Here is a 17,753-nt window from a genome sequence, read left to right as displayed (position 1 = left end):
GCGCTGCCACGGCACATCGTCAATTTACTTTTTGTTATCTTTTATTACTTTATTTGTTTTACTCATTGCCTCGTTGCGTCGCGCCTGCGTTTTTCGGCCCGCAGTCGGGCAACCTGGGGATAGCCTATCCGGTTCGCTTTTTCTAGAGCCGATTTCGACCCTAAACTTCGACCAGTTCTGGTGCAGCGCTGGGCAGGTCGCTCCAATCATACTCAGACAATCGGGCGATCGCCCAGTCTAGCAGTTCCAGCCCTTGCTCCAGATTTTCGATGACGGCCAGCTTGCCGCGCAGCACCGCCGCATCAGGAAACCCCTTGGCATACCAGGTCATGTGCTTGCGGGCCTGACGAATGCCGCGATCGCCCTTATACTCCCACAGCATTTCCAAATGGTCGCGGGCACACTGCATCCGCTCCACCGGAGTCGGCGGCCGACGCACCTCGCCCGTTTTCAGGAAATGATCCACCTCGCCCACCAGAAACGGATAGCCCAGCGTTCCTCGCGAACACATCACGCCGTCTGCGCCCGTTTCCTCCAGGCAGCGCACCGCCGCCTCCACCGAAAAAATATCCCCGTTGGCAATCACCGGAATCGACAGCGCCGATTTCACCTTACCGATCCATTCCCAGCGGGCGGGGCCGTTGTAGCCTTGGGCGCGAGTGCGGCCGTGCAGCGTCAACATTTGTGCGCCCGCATCTTCCATCCGACGGGCAAATTCCACCGCGTTGATTTCCTGGTCGCTCCAGCCAATGCGCGTCTTCACCGTCACGGGCACGTTCACCGCCTGCACCACAGACCGCACAATTTCCGCCGCCAGTTCCGGCTGCCGCAGCAAGGAGGAGCCGCCGCCGTTTTTGGTGATTTTATTCACCGGGCAGCCCATGTTGATGTCTACGGTGTCTGCGCCTTCGTCTACGGCCTTTTGCGCGGCCTCAGCCAAAAAGTCGGGGCGACAGTCAAAAAGCTGAATGCTAATCGGGCGTTCGCTGGGGTCTACTTCCATGATTTTGGGAAGCTGCTTGACGTAGTGCAGCCCCGTCGCGTTCACCATTTCGGTGTACATCATGGAGTCGGGCGCATATCGCCGCACCAGCCGCCGAAACACCAGATCGGTCACGCCCGACAGCGGCGACTGCAACACGCGACTATTCACCTCAAAATTGCCGATCTTGAGCGGCGAGGCGAGGCGTTGCTGGAGTTCTGACGATAGCGTAATCATGGGCGGTTGACGAACGACTGAGAGGGCACTTTACCCAACGACGGGCGATCGCCCGACTTTTCCCATTATGGCAGGTGAATTGCGCCAACACGCCCTCACTCCGGCTGCTGCAACACCCGAATCACATAGGGAAAGTACCCGTTATTGCGGTGAGAGCCGATCCAGATTTCGTAGCGACCGGGGAGCCACTGTCCAGCGATGCCAGGGTTGAGGCTCAGGTAATTATCGTTGCACCAGCTTCCGCCCGGCCCTTTGACGACGAGGGTCGTGTCTTCGGCGCTTTGCACCTGGAGGCTGAGAAACTCAAAGGGAGCCGTGAGCGTCAAAATGTGGTCGGGCTGGGTGTCTACGAAGCCGAGGCAGGGCCCCGTGGCGGTTTCGGGGCGGCCGGCCACGTCGCTGGCTGGAAGGGGGCCGCCGCTGATGCCGCGAATCGTTTTGGGGCTGGGGTCTGCGCCAGGGGTGAGGGTGAGGTTTTCAAAAATCGTGCTGCCGCCAAACGGAGTGGGCGATCGCCGCTGGGTGCTGCGGGGAAACTGGGATGCAGGGCTGGGGGGCGCTGGCATGGACTGCACAGGCGCTTCAGGCCGTACCCCAGGGCTGGGGTATGCTGCGGGGGGTTCGACGGGCGCGGGTTCACCCGGCTCTGGCTCCTCCGTCGGAAACGGCACCGCAGGCTGCAACGGGTCGGACGGGGTGGGCTGAGCCTGGGCGATCGCCCTAGTAGCAGATCCCAAAGCGGCGATCGCCAGCGGCAGAGCCGTCGAAAACAAAACCCGACGCAACGTTGCAGAATGAGGCATGGCAATTTGAGCGTTGAACAGCAAACAGTCCAGGGGATCTAGGCAGGTGATCTAGGGTGAAGCGCAGGTCAGGCGCAGGTCAGGCAGCGGACTGGGCGATCGCCAGGGCTTGGTTCAGGCGGGCTTTGTCGATTTGCCGCTGATGCAGCAGCAGCCAGGATTGCACCAGGTCTGGCCCTTGCAGGTCGCCCGTCAGCGCCGCCCGCAGCGATTTCATCACCACGCCCTTTTTCACGCCCGCCGCCTGCACGCCCTGCTGAATCACGTCCTGCACGGTGTCTGGTGTAACAGCGGTCGTGTCTAGCGCCGTCAGGATGCCCTGAAGCGCCGTGCCCACGCTGGGCTGCTGAAGCTGCTGCGTAGCTGCGTCGGTAAAGCCCACATCCGGCACGAACAGGTAGCGGGTCATCTCCACTGCGTCGTTTAGCTTCACCAGGCTGGGGCCGACGAGGGCAGCGACTTGTTCCAGCCAGGGGCGATCGCCCGTCGGGTCAAACTCGTAGCCCGCCGCTTGCCACAGGGGAATCAGCAGGTCGGTCAGTTCACCGAGGGGCTTGTGATGCAGGTATTGGCTATTGATCCAGTTGAGCTTGTCCCAGTCAAACTTGGCTCCGGCCTTGTTGACTCGATCAAAGCTAAATTGTTTCGCCGCTTCTTCCAGGGTGAAAATCTCCGACATGCCCTCCGGCGGCGACCAGCCCAGCAGCGTCATGTAGTTGGCGATCGCCTCTGGCGTATAGCCCATTTCGCGAAAGTCGGAAATCGACGTAACCCCGTCTCGCTTCGACAGCTTTGCGCCCGCCTGGTTCAGGATCAGCGGCGTATGCCCAAATTCTGGCACGGACGCGCCCAGCGCTTCGTACAGCAGGATTTGCTTGGGCGTGTTGCCGATGTGGTCTTCGCCGCGAATGACGTGGCTAATGCCCATGTCGATGTCGTCCACCACCACGACGAAGTTGTAGAGCGGTGCGCCGATTTCCCCCGCCGCCGATGCGCGGGCAATCACCATATCGCCGCCCAAGTCGCGCCCCTTCCAGGTGACCATCCCGCGCACTAGATCAGTCCAGGAAATTTCCCGGTCGTCGTCGATTTTGAAGCGGATGACGGGCTGGCGACCCTCGGCGATGAAGGCGGCTTCCTGCTCTGGCGTTAGATCCCGATGGCGATTGTCGTATCGCGGCGCTTCGTTGCGGGACTTTTGGGCTTCGCGCATCGCGTCCAGTTCTGCGGGCGTGTCGTAGGCGCGATAGGCCAGCCCCTTGTCCAGCAATTCCTGAATTTTTTGGCGGTATAGCTCGGTGCGCTGGGTTTGAAAGACAGGCCCTTCGTCCCAGTTCAGCCCCAGCCATTTCAGCCCGTCGAGGATGTTGTCGGTAAACTCAGAGCGCGATCGCTCTAGGTCAGTATCTTCAATCCGCAGCACAAACCGGCCGCCATTGTGACGGGCAAAGAGCCAGTTAAACACGGCAGTACGAGCGGTGCCGATGTGGAGCTTTCCGGTGGGACTGGGCGCAATGCGAACTCGAACGGACATGTTGTAGGGGTTAGGGGTTAGGGATTGGGGGTTAGGTGAGCGACAGGAGATGGAGTGAGGGAATTGATGGCGATCGCCTCAGAGCCACCCGACGACGCACAGCAAACCAACCTTAAAGATTCTAGCGAGTCATGGAACTAGACACCGACTCGTTTACCAAACTCATTCAGAGGGGTTTAGTGATATGAATTGAGTGGCTTTACACAAGTTGCCTCAGGACATTGGGAATGCCGAAATCTGAAACACTGGATAAACGCTATCCTCATCTCAGCCGATTCCTGGCAATTCAAGGCTGGATAGAAATTGGCGCTGATGAGTACAGCACCTCCTTCGTTCGAGCGCTTGATCCCGGCGGCATAGTTTACGAAGGACAAGAAAGCTATGCCACGCTGGATGACGCGCTAGCAGATTTGAATCAGGGCGTAAAAGAGTATATGGAGGAACATAGCATCTAGCCATAAACCGCTCTGGACGCTACACCTGATGCAACCTGCCCAGCTTAGTCTGTCTTGCTTAACATAGAACGGGACCGACGGGGCTCGAACCCGCAACTTCCGCCGTGACAGGGCGGTGCTCTAACCGATTGAACTACGGTCCCTTGTGCTTTGTGCGACCTTTGAAAGACGCAATCTCTATTGTGTAGGTCTGGGAGCCTTTTGTCAAATGTTTTGAGAAACTTTTGGATATTTTTTGGAGAACAGGCTGAGGCTTGTTCCTAAGGCCCTTGTTCCGCCTGAATTTCCTGCACTTTTTCGGTGATGAATGCCGCCAGCCAATCCTTGACGCGGTGGGTGGCGCGGCAGTCATCTTCGTTGTAGCGCAAAATCGATTCGAGAAATGTGCGATCGCCCGTTTGCAGCCATTGTGCATACCAGAAGATGGATTGTGCGCCGTTGGCCTCTGCATCGCGCCAGTTGAACCCCAGCCAGCGGGCGATCGCCTTCAGCGCGTAGCTCTCGACGGGCAGCAGCGCCACCTGCGTCACCCAGTCGTGCAAATCCACAAATCGGGTCAGCAAATCCTCCACGACCTCTGGAGCAGAGCCAAACAATTCTCCCAAACGGCGCACCGTCTGCACCTCGTAGGGGCAAAAATGAAAAATCGGTGCGTCAGGATAGCGCTGAAACAGTTCTATCAACTGGTTCCAGGCGAGACGCTCGTCCTCTGGGGTTTCCGCCAGCAGCGCGTAGAAGGTGTTGTGCCCCTGGCCCCGATCCACCACCAGCACGCCATGCAGATACACCACGTTTTGCTCTGGCGCGGACTCAATATCGAAATACAGTTCGACCTCCGCAGTGGGCAGACGGCGATGAGTGACCAGTTCCAGCAGCGCCCCATGAGACAGCGACGGATTCAGCAGCGCCTCCTGATTCAGCGTTGCCTGGGCCTGATGCACCAGCTTGTGCGCCACGGCCGGCCCAAAGCCAGGAAGCATTTCCAACTCCCGGACGGGCGTGGCCGCTAGCGCCTCCAGCGTGGTGATTTGCATTTGCTTGAGATAAACATAGCGGCTGGGCGTAACGCCGGGGAGCAGGGAGAGATGGCGATCGCCCGTCGCCAGGCCATAGCAGAAGCTATACCAGTGGCAGAGGTCGCAGCGGTTGTGGGCAATAAACACCTCTGGTTCCCGCTGGGCGATCAGCATTTCAGCGCAGGCGTAGAGAATTTCCTCCATGCGCGGCACGAGATCCACCAAATCCACTGCATAGGGGCCACGCTGCCGCAGCATCAGCCAGCTTGTGTCGCACCACGCACCCTGCACCGCCGCCAGCACGTAGGCATGAAACGCCGCCATCACCTGATAATCCAGCTTGGGGCGTTTGCCCAGGCGGATATCCGTCGGCACATACATCCAGTCGCCAAAAACCGACTCGCCCGGATGCCGCACCAGCAGATCAGGGCAACTCACCAGCATCACGCCATCGCGGTATTCCGTCAGCAGCACGCCGCGAGAAATGCGCTCTACCCCCTGCTGCATCAGCGCCAGCGTGGTCTCCGCGCCCGCCGCCCAGTTTGACCGGGGATAATCTGCTTCGTGAATCACCGCATCCTGCAAAATTTCGCGGCGGTGGGCCAGGCTGTCTTGCCGCAGCTTCAGCAGATAGTCGCTGGGCGCATCGCAATATTCCAGGTCGCCATAGCGGTCGAGGTAGGCGCGGCGATGGCAACGCTGAAAGCTAAACAGCAGTTCGTCCGTGAGCCAAATCGTACGCGGACTGAGAGTATGCAAACTGAGAGTATGCGGACTGAAATCCGCGTGAAGTGCAGCGGGTTCTCCCTGCTCTGGCAATATCAATTGCCTGCGATAGGGCCCTGACGGGCGATCGCCCCCATGTTGCCCCGCATGGTGCCCCGCATATTGTTCCGTGTGTGACTCGGTGCATTGCCCGATGCATTGCCCAGCCTGTTGCCCCGGATATTGCCCCGGATATTGCCCGGTATATTGCTTGGTATAGTCCTCGGCAGACGGTCGAAAACTCGCGTCAGATTTAACACTTTCAGGCATCGAAACCAGCGAGGCAGAGTATTCGCTCTCCGCCTCTGATCGTTCAAATCGCGGCGGATTAGCGGACACACTCCTCCAGGCTGAGCAAGCAAACCAGCGGTCGCTGCTTCAGCCTTGTGAAAACCTGGGAGTGGGGCGATCGACTCGATAGCATCATGCAGGATGGCCTGTGGGCAAGGCGCGACGAGCGCAAAAACAAAAGCTCCGATGGCAGACAGAAGATTCACCCAAACTGAAAAAAATCTCTAAAAAACCTCCGCCGCAGTCCGGCAGTTCTGAGAATTTTTTCCTATCTTCCATGACTCTACCCTGATCTGGAAAAATCTGCATCAAAAATCCGCATCGCGTTTGCCAGCAACCCTTAGGCCGCAGCCAGAAGCGAATCACTGCACCACTCTTCACCACTCTTCAGCACGATAGAACCGCTCCGCCCAATCGCCCACCTGCGCTCGAATAAACGCAATTTCTTCAGCCGAAAGCTTTTCCTTCCAGGCGTAGGCATTGGCTTTGCTGTTGCGCTTGAGGGCAAACAGCGACGGCTCCACCGAGGGATTTTTTTCGTTGCTATAGTCTGTAATTTTGCGCTGCACGGTGTCGCTAAAATCCAGCCCCAATTGGTCAAAGATTTGCTGAAAGCCCGCCAGCGGCTCTAGCGACAGGTCTTCGTGCCGCACGAACTGCCAGTGGGGAAACTGCTCCCGGTAGGTGGCGATGCGATAGTGAATCAGCTTCCACAGCAGCGCCGCGTGTTCCAGAATCGACCGCCCGTGCCCGCCACCAGGTACTTCGTCTCCGGCGACGAATTCCTCAATTTCGGCGGCAAAGGGATGCAGATGATCCCGCATCAGCAGTGGCTGGTCGAGAAAATGGCGGAAGTTGTGGAACCAGCCCGCTTTTTTCAGGCTGTAGGCAAAGGCAGCGGGATGGCGAATCATCACCACCACGTCCATGTTAAAGCGGGTTGCCAGCCAGTCGGCAGAGAAGAGGGCGATCGGGTCTTTCAGCAGAGGACGACGGCCCGCCGCACGGCTTTTGGCAAAAAACGCGCGATCGCCCCGCACTTTGCGGCGATATTCTGCATCATTCACCAGCTTCCAACTGGGAATCAGGTTGTATTGCAGCCGCACCGTTTTCTCAAAAAAACGCCGATATTGAGCCTCGTTGTCGGCGCAGATGTATTGAAACCAATAGTCCCACTGTGCGCCGCAAAAGCCCAGGTTGTGATCCAGGTGAAACGGCTCGTGAATATAGGCGACTTGGGGCGATGCGCCGATCATCCGCCCTACCCAGGTCGAGCCAGAGCGATGGGAACCCGTCACCAGAATTGGTTTTGGCAAGACTTTGCCCATAGCGCTATGCACTGGCGGTACGGGCTATTGCTCGATGGCAGAACGACCCTGCCGCCCCAGCCGCACAATGACAAAGTGCCCAAAGTAAATTAGATAAATCACCAGCCCGACAATGCCCAAAAAGCCCAAGAAAGGCGGGCGATAGTTGGCATGGAGGACATCTTTGTAAATCAGCGGGGCTTCGCGCCACACCTGGCAAAAGGACGTTGGGTAGCTTGCGTCCGAAAAGGCACATTGCAAAAAGGGAATCGTGGCGATCGCCCCCAGCGTACTGTAGATCGTCAGCGCCCAGCGCCAGGCACTAAACACAAACTTAAGCGGGCTAGAGCGCTGGTCGTCAATTTCCTCATTCAGGTCAACCCAGAACCACAGCCCAACGGGAATCAAAATCCGCGCCAAAAACGATGCCAGAAAGCCGATCTTCAAATCGCCAATCAGCAGATAAACCGTAATCGCCAGCAGGCTGGAAACGCGCCAGTAAATAATCAGCAGCCGCTGCATGGCTTCAGCCTGCTTCACCGTTGCCCAGATCAGCAAAATTAGCGGCAGCAGCACTGCAAACAGCACCGCCAAACGATAGTCCATCCAAACTAGAGAGCGCAGAAGATCGGGAGACATGAGTCCAAGGGTGGAAATGATTGGAAATGAGTTGCAACGTACAGAGGGACTGGGGTCAAACCCTGTTTTAGCCGAAGAACCTCTAAGAGGATGTTTGAAAAGTCCTACTGTTTGTAGCAAAGCGTGCAAGATCCCCCTAAATCCCCCTGAAAAAGGGGGACTTTAAGGCGGTTTCCCCCCTTTTTAAGGGGGGTTAGGGGGGATCTCTGAGTGCTTAACATTACAGGCGATACCTTTTCAAACATTCTCTAAGAGCCTTATCCAGTGTAAGACCTTACTGGCCTTGTCCCGCAGATTTCTGCCGTAGCTCACGGCACGTCGGCAAGAATCGTGGGCAAGAATCGTATTGCTGATGCAGAAGGTTGGTCTGACGACTGCTAAGAGGGCTGCTAAATTGTAGCCAGACTTGTGTAACCAGACTTATAGCTGAATCTAGGGCGTGCTTTAAAACCCTTTGATACCCCCTAGTACATCACGGGCGGAGTTGCCGCAACTGCCTACGGAGAACCCAGAACCACTCAAGACTTAGACGTAGTGTTGAATTTGAACCCGGATTTGAATCCCGCAGATTTGACACAACTGATTTCAGCGTTGGAAGCAGCAGGTTTTTATGTGCCAGGAGTGGAAGAAGTCCTAGCCGGACAATCCGCGCACGTTGCAGATCATTCATCAGGAAACCATCCTCCAGGCTGATCTAGTGCTATTTGGCACGGATGCGTTTGATATGGAAAAGTTTCGGCGGCGGCGACTGTCGATTCCCAGTCGGGGCGACTTTTACTTTGCGTCTCCAGAAGATTTGATTTTGAGCAAGCTGCAATGGCGGCAATCTAGCCAGTCAGAAAAGCAGTGGCGAGACATTTTAGGAATCTTGAAAACCCAGACGGATCAGCTTGACATCGCCTACTTGCAACATTGGTCTGCCCAATTGGGGGTTGCGGCTGATCTAGAACAAGCGTTTCAGGAATCGGGTTTGATTTGGGGATAAGACATACGCAGTTGGGGAATTTCTCACGGGCGTATTCCGCAAGAAATCGCCCAAAACCCAGAAAACTTAATCGCAAGTGCGTAAATCCCAAGGGATTGGGGTGTAGAGACGAGGGTTAGGACAGACGACAGCAGCATTACTTGTATTCGATCAGGGCGTTGCGGCGGCCCAGCAGGCGATTGGCGTGAAATTGCAGCACGCCTGCCAGCCCAGGAAACTTGCCCAGAACGCAGGATGCGGCATAGGGCAGCGCATCGGAGGCTTTGTAGCCCTGCTGCTTGAAATAGCGGTAGATGCGGTAGGTCATGAGCGGATAGCCTAGCAGCAGCAGCAGGCTGAGGCCCTTAGTTAACGGTGCAAGGGCGATCGCCCCCAGGGGAATTCCCAATCCCCACAGCCAGATGCTCCGCGTTTCCTTGACCCAGTGCCGCTCAGGCGGGGCCCCGTGCAGCCAAGAGCCTTCGGCGTAGGCGTGGCCGGCCCGCTTGGTGCGCTTCCACCACTGAGCAAAGCGCGTCATGTTGGCATCGTGTAGCGTCATCTCGGCATCCAGGCGGAAGATTTTCCAGCCCTGCTGCCGCAGCCGCACGCAGAGTTCTGGCTCCTCTCCCGCAATCAGCGCAGGGTTATAGCCCCCCACCTGCTGCACCGCCGCCACCCGCATCAGCGCATCGCCGCCGCAGGCCTTGGCCTCGCCCACAGGCGTATTCCACTCCATGTCACAGAGGCGGTTGTACAGCGTGGCATCCGGGAAGCGCTCCCGCCGCCGCCCGCAGACCACTGCCCAGTCGGGATGGTCGCGCAGGGCTTGGGTGGCCTGCTCTATCCAGCCAGAGACAATTTCGCAGTCGCCATCGACAAACTGCACAAACTCCGCCTGGGGCAGCAGTTCCAGCAGTCGAGCAAATCCGGCATTGCGGGCGCGGGCGGCGGTGAAGGGAATCGACAGATCCAGCACGACCACCTCTGCACCGAGCGATCGCGCTAGCTCCACGCTCCCGTCTGTGGAGCCAGAATCGACGTAGACCACCTGCGCTGCCCGACCCACCACCGACGAGAGACATTGCCGCAGGCGATCGCCCTCGTTGCGCCCAATTGCAACAACTCCCACGCTGTCCATCGAGTTGCCCTCTGAGTTGCCCTTTGTTGCTCTCTGTTGATCTCTTCGTGCCCTTTCGGTGCCCTCTAGCGCCCTTCTAGCGCTCTTTCAGTGCCCTCTTAGAACCCTTGTAGTGCCCTTTACATTAAGCAAGCACTGCTGTACAGACACTTCCATCGCTAGATTACCCAGTTTCTAGGGCAACCCCGCAATGAGATAACGCTTCAAGACAACTCAATCCCTGGCCAAGCCCTAGAGCGGCGGGTTATTGCGATGCCCCAGCACTTGCGACTTTAGCTCGTTGAAATCGTTGACCAGTTCCTTCCGATTCGAGGCCCGCAGCAAATAGCGATAGACAAACCACGCCGTATAGCCCAGCCCAATCAGCTCAAAGGTAGGAGCCAGCAGGGGAATATCGTTGACCGACCGCAGAATCGCCAGCACCAGCCGCACCGCAATCAGCGCTGCCAGCAGCAGACCAATGGTGACAAAGGGGCTTTTGTATTGCCCAAAAAACTCAGATAGGTATTTGGGCAGGTCAGCAACGAATTCTGTTGCTTTGTCCACGTACTCACGCCACTCTTCGCCCGTGTTTTCCTCGGTGCCGAAGGAAGTCAGCTTTCCAGTGTCCTCGGCGTTGATAAAGTCAGGGGTGTTAATTTCGTTTTTGACTTCAGGTTCCATAACCGTTCCTTATTACAACAACAATCGGGTGACAGCAATCTGAGGTTTTGCGATCTGGGGTTTTGCGATTGGATACTGTTGAACCGTGTTCAGACCAGACAGCGCTTGCCAAGATGATAGTCTAACGAACTGCTGTCCTCTGGCAACAACGATTTGTAACTCCTTTTGTAGCTCCTCTTGTCAGTACTCCTGTAAGTACTCCTGTAAGTACTCCTATCACTACTCCTGTACTTCTCGCCCTGCAATCTCCGTCTAGAACGACAGAAACCTTGCAGGAAAAGACATTTAGATTTTTTCAAAAAAAATCTTATCTTTAGATTCCATTTGACACTAAAGCAGACCTTGAGAAAATGCAAGACTACCTTCCTGTCTTGTCGAACAACCTGAGTCTTGCAGGACAAGCGCAAGAGAGGGAGAGCGATTGGCGATCAAAGAGTTGACAAATCTTTAGTTGACAAATCTTTAACTTGGGACGGCGACTCCCATGCTTCCTGATGCTCTCGTTCTCAGGCTTCTCCGTATTTGGGGTAGTCTCCCTCGCTGCATTTTAGACAGACACGCGATAAGCTGAGGGCGTTTGGTGTGGGTGTGTTTGGGTTGCATTTTGGTAGGCAGGCTGACGATGGACATTCAGCATATTCACTTCTATGTAGGCCATGCGGGGGAATGGCGCGAGTGGTTGATCGAGCGGTTGGGCTTTTTGCCTGTGGCGACGGCCCGCAGCCGCGAAACCTGGACAGAAATCGTGCGCTGTGGAGGGGTGTGGATAGCGGTATCCTCAGCCCGAACCCGCAGTAGCCCAGTGGCGCGTTATCTCGATCAGCACCCGCCCGGAGTCGCGGACTTGGCGTTTGGGGTGAGCAATGTGGCGGCGGTCATGACCCAGGCGATCGCCGCTGGGGCAACTGTCTTGCAGCCCGTCACAGAAGAAGACCTGCTCAACGGCACCCTGCGCTGGGGGGCGATCGCCGGATGGCAAGATCTGCGTCACACGCTGCTGGACTGGTCGGGGCAGGCGGCAGTCCCCATCTGGGCCACCTTGCCCGATTTAGAAACGCTGGACTTTTGGGAGCCGGGAGCCATGTCGCCCCACTGCGCTGGTTTTTTTGAACAAATCGACCATGCAGTGCTGAATGTGGCCGCGGGCAACCTGGAGCCAGCCACCCTCTGGTATGAACAGGTGCTAGGGCTGCGGCGACAGCAGGGCTTCACCATTCAGACCGAGCGTTCGGGCCTGTGCAGTCGCGTGTTGGGGCATCCTGGCGGCACGGTGCAACTGCCGATCAATGAACCCGCCTCGCCCAACTCGCAAATTCAGGAATTTCTCGATATCAACCGGGGCGCAGGGATTCAGCATGTTGCGCTGCGGACGCGGGATGCCCTGGGGGCGATCGCCCAGTTGCGCCAGCGCGGGGTCGAGTTTCTCGATGTGCCGCTGGAATACTATACCCAACTGCGGCAGCGTGAGGGTTTTTCGCTGTCGGAGGAGGCCTGGCGGGCGATCGCCCAGCAGCAAATCCTGGTTGATTGGGCCGCCCACGAACCGAACGCCATGCTGCTCCAGGCGTTTACCCAGCCCATCTTTCCGCAGCCGACTTTTTTCCTGGAAGTAATTGAACGCCGCGCCTACTGGGCTGGTCAGCAGCAGCGCCTCCCTAACGGCTTTGGCGAGGGCAATTTTCAAGCCCTGTTTCGCGCAATGGAGCGAGAGCAGCAGAAGCGGGGGAGTCTGGGGTAAAGAGAGGCATCCCGCTGCATGGCTGTTGCGGCCCCCACCCTGCTGCTCCTACTGCCCCAGTTACACAGGCGTTGCCGAGGAATGCCGCCGTTCCTGTCGCATCAGCAGATAGCCCACCACCAGCCAGAAAATCAGCAGTCCAGCCGTTAGCAGCAGCACAGGAACCAGTCCCCAGCTATTCACCAGGGCCGGAGCCGCAGCGGTAAATAGGCCGCCGCCCACGATGGGTTCAAAGAACAACTGCTTATAGGCGAAGCTTTCAAATGCGCCGGTGCTGTTGTCGGGGTCTACCATTCGCAGAAGCAAAATGCCCGTTGCGGTCACGCCCATCGACTGGCCCATGTCGCCGATGCCTTTTTCAAACCAATGTTGCGAAAACAGGCGCGGAGCCAGCCACAGGAAGATGAGTACGTTCCACAAAATGCCCAGGATGCTGAGCGTCAGAAACACACTCAGGTTGCCGCCGATTACCCGCAGCGAGATGGAGGCGATCGCCGCAATCACGACCACATCCAGCGCCACGCCTGCAATATTCTGAATCATCGGGCGAATGACCAGCGCCCCCAGCCCCAGCCGATTCAGAATGGACTGAGTGATAATGCCGCCCACCAGCGCCAGCGGAAACAGCGGCACAAACGGCATCACCACAAAGCCCGTCTGTCCCCAGGTGACAGACTCAATCCACTTCAGCGCCTCTAGCAAGAGCCAGCCAAGGGCGATCGCCATGCCGACGATGCCAAAGTTGATCGACAGCGGATCGACCAGCAGATTTCGCAGCAGCCGCGCCCGCTGCTGGCGCAGTTCCGGCGTTTCGGCCACCACGTTCAGGTCGGGAATTTCCTCTGGCTCGATGGCGTTGCGGTTAATCGAAGCGACATAGCCCTTGCGCCGCCCCCAGTCGGCCAGCGCCGTGCCCAGCACAATACCCGACACAATGCCCACCGTCGCCAGACCAATCGCCAGATCTGCGCCATCGGCATATCCCAGATTGTTCAGCGTTTCTGCCATACCACCCGCTGTGCCGTGGCCGCCCTCAAAGGCGATTTCGATCAAGCAGGAGGCGATCGGGTTTGCCCCAAACACCGGCCCCAAAATCAGCAGCGTGGCCAAAATGCCGACGACATATTGCCCCCAGGCAAGGGTCTGCCCAAACACCACCTGAGGTGCAGCTTTGCGCCAGATGTCGCGTGGCGGCGGAATCGTCTCACCGAGAAATAGCGCGGCAAAGACGATGTTGATAAACACACCGGGAGCCTGCGACCAGACAGTGCGGACATTTTCGGAAAACAGACCGCCCGCCAGCAGCGACTCTTCGCCGCCAATGGCCGTGGCGATCGCCCCCAATACCTGCGGCCCCAGCAGCAGCGCCAGCACCCCCGCAATGATCGACGCAGGCAAATAAAGCCGTTGAAAAAAGCGAATTTTATGCTTCAAATAGCGCCCCGCCAGCAGCAATATCGCCAGCAGCACAAAGGCAAATAAGACCGTTCGTAAATTAAACACGATTTCTCCCAGCCCTTACGGCAGATGACCAACCCGCCCGTCAACCCATTTGCAGCGCTGCAAGTTTTTGGAGACAGGCGGATGACAACTTGATTGCTATATAGCCTTTTATTAAGGCAGCAAGCCGTAACTCAGGGCACAGGTTTGATAGGAAGTGTTACAGAGGACGGGAAACAGGAGAACGTGGAACCAGCGTGAGGCGGATTTTGGATTTTGGATTGGCAAGTTTGGATTGGCAAGTTTGGATTGGCAAGTTTGGATTGGCAAGTTTGGATTACCGGGCAAACCGCTGCGGGGCTTTTCGCAATGTTTGGGAACCCTGGAGCCTGAAGCAGCGCCAGCCCCTAGAAATTCCGCGTCACCCACTGCTGAAACTCCAGGTCTGTCCCAAAGATCAGACTGGGGCACTGGGTCGCCCGCACGCTGCGGTGAGTGATGATATTGGCCTTGGGAATCCCGTAGGCATCCAGCAAAAACCGGATCAGCGTGATGCTGGCCTTTTCCTGGGCGGGCGTGAAGCCCTTCTGCGCGGGCGTGGCCTCGTGTTCAACGCCGATAGAGCGATCATTCACATCCTTATTGCCCGCATGAAAGGCGCAATAGTCATCCTGCACCATCTGAATAATTTCGCCAGAGCGGTCGATGATGTAGTGCGCCGACACCTGCGAGGTCGAGCTTTGGAACGTGTTGATGGCGCTCTGCACCGGAGCCACCGTGTTGTGAAACACAATGGTATTAATTTTGAACCCTTCACGGCGAGCGCGATAGTTGGACGGGTGCGCCGGGATAAACGTCACCTGGGGTTTGGGCATTCCGCCAGAGCCGCCGCCTTCGTGGCCGGTTCCGGGCTTGGGCTGGGGTTCTGGCCCCGGCACGCCGACCGCCACCACCATGCCCCCCGGCGCATCGTCACGCTTAAACCACTCATGCATTGGGCGAATATTGAGTTCCTTTTCGCCATTAGCGCGGGGCTTTTTGAAGATTCGCTCAAGGTAGTAGCCACCTTCCATCAGATAAATGGCAGAGTCGGTTTCTTTGATCCAGGTTGCCATGCGGGTTGTCTCCTAGCGTTGCACCGATTTTGGATTTTAGATTTTGGATTTTTCGTTCTTCGTTCTTCGTTCTTCCTTCTTCGCTCTTCCTTCAAATCCAAAATCGAGAACTAACATAGTCTGCCCAGAGTGACAATAGTCTACCTAGAATGACGAACCGGGCTGTTTGAGAAATTCGACTTCTTCTGGTGTGGAGCGTCGCCCCAGAATGTGATTGCGATGGGGAAAGCGGCCGAAGCGCTGGATTACGTCACGGTGGCGCAGGGCATAGTCATAGGGGTCGTGCAGTTCGGGGGCGATCGCCGCCAGTTTTTGCATCAAGTCTACACACTGCTGCTGGTGCGCCAGGTTTTCGCTATGTTCCAGCGGTAGGTAGAGAAATAGCCGTTCCAGCGGATTCAGCGCCTGATCTAGCCCACGGGCGATCGCCCCCTGGCTCACCTCCAGTGCTTTTGCGTCCGTGGCAAAGGCTTTGGGCGTGTTGCGAAAGATATTGCGCGGAATCTGATCTAGCAGCAGCACCAGCGCCAGACAGGAACGCGGTTCCCCCTGCCACTCGTCCAAGTCGCCCCTAGCGGCCTGCTCGTAGAGCGCCAGGAAGCGATCGCGCATCCGTTCGTCTGTTTTGGGGTTTTTGGTAAACCACAGCTTGCGACGCTGCTCGTAGCTGCGGTCTGTTTCGTCGGGCGCACCAAACCAGAAGTCCAGAAGGTCGTTGGGTGAAGGAGGCATGTTACGTCAAGGAGCGCTAAGGTTTAAGCGTTTTGGAACACGGTAGGGCGATCGCCCCCGAAGGAACGTCTACATCAGGTAGGATCTGCGCTGAGTGACGCGGGCAGTTCCCAAATCCGAGCGGTGCCGTCTGCCCCGGCGGAGGCTAGCCATTTGCCATCGGGACGAAAGCTAACACTCCAAACTGCACGGCGATGTCCCTCAAAGGTTTCCACCAGTCCACCATTTCGGTTCCAGAGGCGAACCGTGCCATCGGCGCTGGCGGTGGCCAGATGCGCCTGATCTGGGCTAAAGGCAACGTCCCACACGGCGCGTCGATTGTCCCCAAAGATGGCGAGCGATCGCCCGGTCAGGTTCCACAATCGAGCCGTGCCGTCGCCTCCGGCGGTGGCGAGGCGCTGGCCGTCGGGGCTAAAGGCAACACTCCACACGGCGCGATCGTGCCCGCGAAATACTGCCAGTTGGCGACCCGTTAAAGTCCACAGCCTAGCTGTACCATCGGCTCCGGCCGTGGCGAGGCGCTGACCGTCGGGGCTAAAGGCAACACTCCACACGGCGCGGTTGTGTCCCCGAAACACGACCAACTCCCGCCCCTCCAAATCCCACAGGCGGGCTGTGCCGTCGGTGCTGGCGGTGGCGAGGTGCTGACCGTCGGGGCTAAAGGCGACATCCCACACCGCGCGATCGCCCGCTGAAATTACCGTCAGTTCGTCGCCCTCTAGGGCCCACAGGCGGGCTGTGCCGTCGGCTCCGGCGGTGGCGAGGCGCTGACCATCCGGGCTAAACACCACGTTCCACACCGCGCGTTCGTGGCCCACCAGTTGGTCTAGCTCATGACCTGCATCGTCCCACAGGCGAGCCGTGCCGTCGGCTCCGGCCGTGGCGATTTGCTCTCCATCTGGGCTGAACGCCACGCTCCACACCGCGCGTTGATGTCCCTGTAGCACCCTGATCTGATGTTCTGGCGGTTCTGGCGTTTTGGGAAAAGCTGAACGGGAGTCGGGCGATCGCCCCTGCGTTTCTGGGGTCGAAGGGGCTGATCCAGGGGCAGGCAAATTTGGGCTGGGGAGTGTCGCCACAGGAACAGCAGCGGGACGCGCCAAGTCCGCCAGCATGAGGCGATCGCCCTGTTTACTTGGCATTGTCTTACTTGGCACCGTTTTACTTGGCATTGTCTTACTTGGCGTTACAGAGCGGCCTGCCTTTGGAAACTTCGGCGGCTGCCAGACCTGAAACACCTGCTGCCAGCGATCGCCCGCTTCCTTCCAAAAAGCATCGGCTGTCTCTTCGGCTGTCTCTATTGATCTGGAACCCATCGTTGATCTGGAACCCATCACAATCTCTGCTGCACGCCCTGCTGCACGCTCTACTGCAACCTGTGGGGTAATTAGCGCCGGAGCCATCTGGGATTGTTGCTCTAGCAATAGTCGAGATCCCTGGCTCTCGTCTGGTGCAAAGGCGCTGCCATACAATAGCCATCCGCCCAAGAGCCAAGCGCCAAGAACTATGGCAACTTGGGCCACCCGCTGGCGGTGTCGCTTGGAACCCAAACCATTCATCTAGCGAAGGGCGATCGCGCAGCCGGGGCCATCTGTAAAACCATGACACAAAACCATGACACGCCTGACCAGGACAAGCCTGACTATACTGGCTGCCCCGTCCGAAAATAACGATCGCTTGACTACATATTTTGCTATTGCGTTTTTTGCTATTGCGTTTTGTCACTGCGTTTTGCCGTCGCTCATCCAATCGATCCAGGACAGCGGCAGACGATAGCAGCAAGAGAATGGGCAGGCAGTTTTTCTAACGGCATTTTCTAATAGAAAAGCGGGCATTGACTGCTCTAAACGCTGCCAAAACCCGCCGTTCAAAAAGAATGCGTGTCTCACGGTCGTTCGCATCGGTTGCAGGCACACAGGTTGTAAGCATAT

Annotated in this window: 15 protein-coding genes and 1 tRNA gene; 3 read left to right on the top strand and 13 right to left on the bottom strand. The window is 57.5% G+C overall.

Going from position 1 to position 17,753, the window contains the following annotated elements; genetic code table 11:
* Nucleotides 1-160: 160 nt before the first annotated feature.
* The 3 genes from dusB to gltX form a co-directional block, all read right to left on the bottom strand.
* Entirely contained in the window at nt 161-1,219 is a 1,059-nt protein-coding gene (gene dusB, locus HNI00_RS14310; RefSeq protein ID WP_316787264.1) for a tRNA dihydrouridine synthase DusB, read from the bottom strand.
* Nucleotides 1,220-1,314: 95 nt separating this feature from the next.
* Nucleotides 1,315-2,022, bottom strand: a complete 708-nt coding sequence (locus HNI00_RS14305; RefSeq protein WP_316787262.1) for a hypothetical protein — start codon at nt 2,020-2,022, stop codon at nt 1,315-1,317.
* A 79-nt stretch (nt 2,023-2,101) separates the two neighbouring features.
* Complete coding sequence (gltX, locus tag HNI00_RS14300) at nt 2,102-3,556, bottom strand: glutamate--tRNA ligase (RefSeq protein ID WP_316787260.1); 1,455 nt, start codon at nt 3,554-3,556, stop codon at nt 2,102-2,104.
* A gap of 227 nt (nt 3,557-3,783) precedes the next feature.
* Between gltX and HNI00_RS14295 the strand changes: the two genes are divergently transcribed.
* Nucleotides 3,784-4,011: a hypothetical protein gene (locus HNI00_RS14295; protein ID WP_316787258.1), complete on the top strand. Its 228-nt coding sequence runs from the start codon at nt 3,784-3,786 to the stop codon at nt 4,009-4,011.
* Nucleotides 4,012-4,080: 69 nt separating this feature from the next.
* Here HNI00_RS14295 and HNI00_RS14290 read toward each other — a convergent pair.
* The 4 genes from HNI00_RS14290 to HNI00_RS14275 all read right to left on the bottom strand — a co-directional run bounded on the left by HNI00_RS14290 (nt 4,081) and on the right by HNI00_RS14275 (nt 8,029).
* Nucleotides 4,081-4,154, bottom strand: a tRNA-Asp gene (locus HNI00_RS14290).
* Nucleotides 4,155-4,271: 117 nt separating this feature from the next.
* Nucleotides 4,272-6,062, bottom strand: a complete 1,791-nt coding sequence (locus HNI00_RS14285; RefSeq protein WP_316787256.1) for a TM0106 family RecB-like putative nuclease — start codon at nt 6,060-6,062, stop codon at nt 4,272-4,274.
* A gap of 398 nt (nt 6,063-6,460) precedes the next feature.
* Nucleotides 6,461-7,411 (bottom strand): sulfotransferase, encoded by a 951-nt coding sequence (locus HNI00_RS14280; RefSeq protein ID WP_316787254.1) that lies wholly within the window; start codon nt 7,409-7,411, stop codon nt 6,461-6,463.
* Between the two features lie 24 nt (nt 7,412-7,435).
* Nucleotides 7,436-8,029 carry a DUF3177 family protein gene (locus HNI00_RS14275; RefSeq protein WP_316787252.1) on the bottom strand — a complete coding sequence of 198 codons (594 nt, stop codon included), beginning with the start codon at nt 8,027-8,029 and terminating at the stop codon, nt 7,436-7,438.
* A 655-nt stretch (nt 8,030-8,684) separates the two neighbouring features.
* Here HNI00_RS14275 and HNI00_RS14270 point away from each other — a divergent pair.
* Complete coding sequence (locus tag HNI00_RS14270) at nt 8,685-9,014, top strand: hypothetical protein (RefSeq protein WP_316787250.1); 330 nt, start codon at nt 8,685-8,687, stop codon at nt 9,012-9,014.
* 136 nt (nt 9,015-9,150) lie between these two features.
* Here HNI00_RS14270 and HNI00_RS14265 read toward each other — a convergent pair whose 3' ends face one another.
* Both HNI00_RS14265 and HNI00_RS14260 read right to left on the bottom strand, forming a co-directional pair.
* A complete protein-coding gene (locus tag HNI00_RS14265) occupies nt 9,151-10,134 on the bottom strand; it encodes a glycosyltransferase family 2 protein (protein WP_420156212.1) in 984 nt (327 codons plus the stop codon).
* A 231-nt stretch (nt 10,135-10,365) separates the two neighbouring features.
* Nucleotides 10,366-10,797: a CAAD domain-containing protein gene (locus HNI00_RS14260; RefSeq protein ID WP_068515090.1), complete on the bottom strand. Its 432-nt coding sequence runs from the start codon at nt 10,795-10,797 to the stop codon at nt 10,366-10,368.
* A 622-nt stretch (nt 10,798-11,419) separates the two neighbouring features.
* Between HNI00_RS14260 and hppD the strand changes: the two genes are divergently transcribed.
* On the top strand, nt 11,420-12,535 hold the full coding sequence (gene hppD, locus HNI00_RS14255) for a 4-hydroxyphenylpyruvate dioxygenase (RefSeq protein WP_316787245.1): 1,116 nt from the start codon (nt 11,420-11,422) through the stop codon (nt 12,533-12,535).
* 60 nt (nt 12,536-12,595) lie between these two features.
* Here hppD and HNI00_RS14250 read toward each other — a convergent pair whose 3' ends face one another.
* From HNI00_RS14250 to HNI00_RS14235, 4 genes are all read right to left on the bottom strand, one after another.
* Nucleotides 12,596-14,038 carry a sodium/glutamate symporter gene (locus HNI00_RS14250; RefSeq protein ID WP_316787243.1) on the bottom strand — a complete coding sequence of 481 codons (1,443 nt, stop codon included), beginning with the start codon at nt 14,036-14,038 and terminating at the stop codon, nt 12,596-12,598.
* A 344-nt stretch (nt 14,039-14,382) separates the two neighbouring features.
* Entirely contained in the window at nt 14,383-15,090 is a 708-nt protein-coding gene (locus HNI00_RS14245; RefSeq protein ID WP_316787241.1) for an N-acetylmuramoyl-L-alanine amidase, read from the bottom strand.
* A gap of 144 nt (nt 15,091-15,234) precedes the next feature.
* The gene (locus tag HNI00_RS14240) at nt 15,235-15,822 is read right to left on the bottom strand and encodes a DUF924 family protein (RefSeq protein WP_316787239.1); all 588 of its coding nucleotides are present in this window, start codon (nt 15,820-15,822) and stop codon (nt 15,235-15,237) included.
* A gap of 74 nt (nt 15,823-15,896) precedes the next feature.
* A complete protein-coding gene (locus tag HNI00_RS14235; RefSeq protein WP_316787237.1) occupies nt 15,897-17,381 on the bottom strand; it encodes a WD40 repeat domain-containing protein in 1,485 nt (494 codons plus the stop codon).
* Nucleotides 17,382-17,753: the final 372 nt, after the last annotated feature.

Source organism: Thermoleptolyngbya oregonensis NK1-22 (assembly GCF_032705245.1).
Lineage (GTDB): Bacteria > Cyanobacteriota > Cyanobacteriia > Elainellales > Elainellaceae > Thermoleptolyngbya > Thermoleptolyngbya sichuanensis.
The sequence above is the reverse complement of the archived record's forward strand: the minus strand, read 5'-3'. Positions and strand labels throughout refer to the sequence as shown.

What these genes read in the sequence shown, in the direction of transcription:
- HNI00_RS14260 (WP_068515090.1), bottom strand. Translation starts at nt 10,797, where the DNA reads ATGGAACCTGAAGTCAAAAACGAAATTAACACCCCTGACTTTATCAAC.
- hppD (WP_316787245.1), top strand. Translation starts at nt 11,420, where the DNA reads ATGGACATTCAGCATATTCACTTCTATGTAGGCCATGCGGGGGAATGG.
- dusB (WP_316787264.1), bottom strand. Translation starts at nt 1,219, where the DNA reads ATGATTACGCTATCGTCAGAACTCCAGCAACGCCTCGCCTCGCCGCTC.
- HNI00_RS14280 (WP_316787254.1), bottom strand. Translation starts at nt 7,411, where the DNA reads ATGGGCAAAGTCTTGCCAAAACCAATTCTGGTGACGGGTTCCCATCGC.
- HNI00_RS14240 (WP_316787239.1), bottom strand. Translation starts at nt 15,822, where the DNA reads ATGCCTCCTTCACCCAACGACCTTCTGGACTTCTGGTTTGGTGCGCCC.
- HNI00_RS14295 (WP_316787258.1), top strand. Translation starts at nt 3,784, where the DNA reads ATGCCGAAATCTGAAACACTGGATAAACGCTATCCTCATCTCAGCCGA.
- gltX (WP_316787260.1), bottom strand. Translation starts at nt 3,556, where the DNA reads ATGTCCGTTCGAGTTCGCATTGCGCCCAGTCCCACCGGAAAGCTCCAC.
- HNI00_RS14245 (WP_316787241.1), bottom strand. Translation starts at nt 15,090, where the DNA reads ATGGCAACCTGGATCAAAGAAACCGACTCTGCCATTTATCTGATGGAA.
- HNI00_RS14285 (WP_316787256.1), bottom strand. Translation starts at nt 6,062, where the DNA reads ATGCCTGAAAGTGTTAAATCTGACGCGAGTTTTCGACCGTCTGCCGAG.
- HNI00_RS14235 (WP_316787237.1), bottom strand. Translation starts at nt 17,381, where the DNA reads ATGAATGGTTTGGGTTCCAAGCGACACCGCCAGCGGGTGGCCCAAGTT.
- HNI00_RS14265 (WP_420156212.1), bottom strand. Translation starts at nt 10,134, where the DNA reads ATGGACAGCGTGGGAGTTGTTGCAATTGGGCGCAACGAGGGCGATCGC.
- HNI00_RS14275 (WP_316787252.1), bottom strand. Translation starts at nt 8,029, where the DNA reads ATGTCTCCCGATCTTCTGCGCTCTCTAGTTTGGATGGACTATCGTTTG.
- HNI00_RS14305 (WP_316787262.1), bottom strand. Translation starts at nt 2,022, where the DNA reads ATGCCTCATTCTGCAACGTTGCGTCGGGTTTTGTTTTCGACGGCTCTG.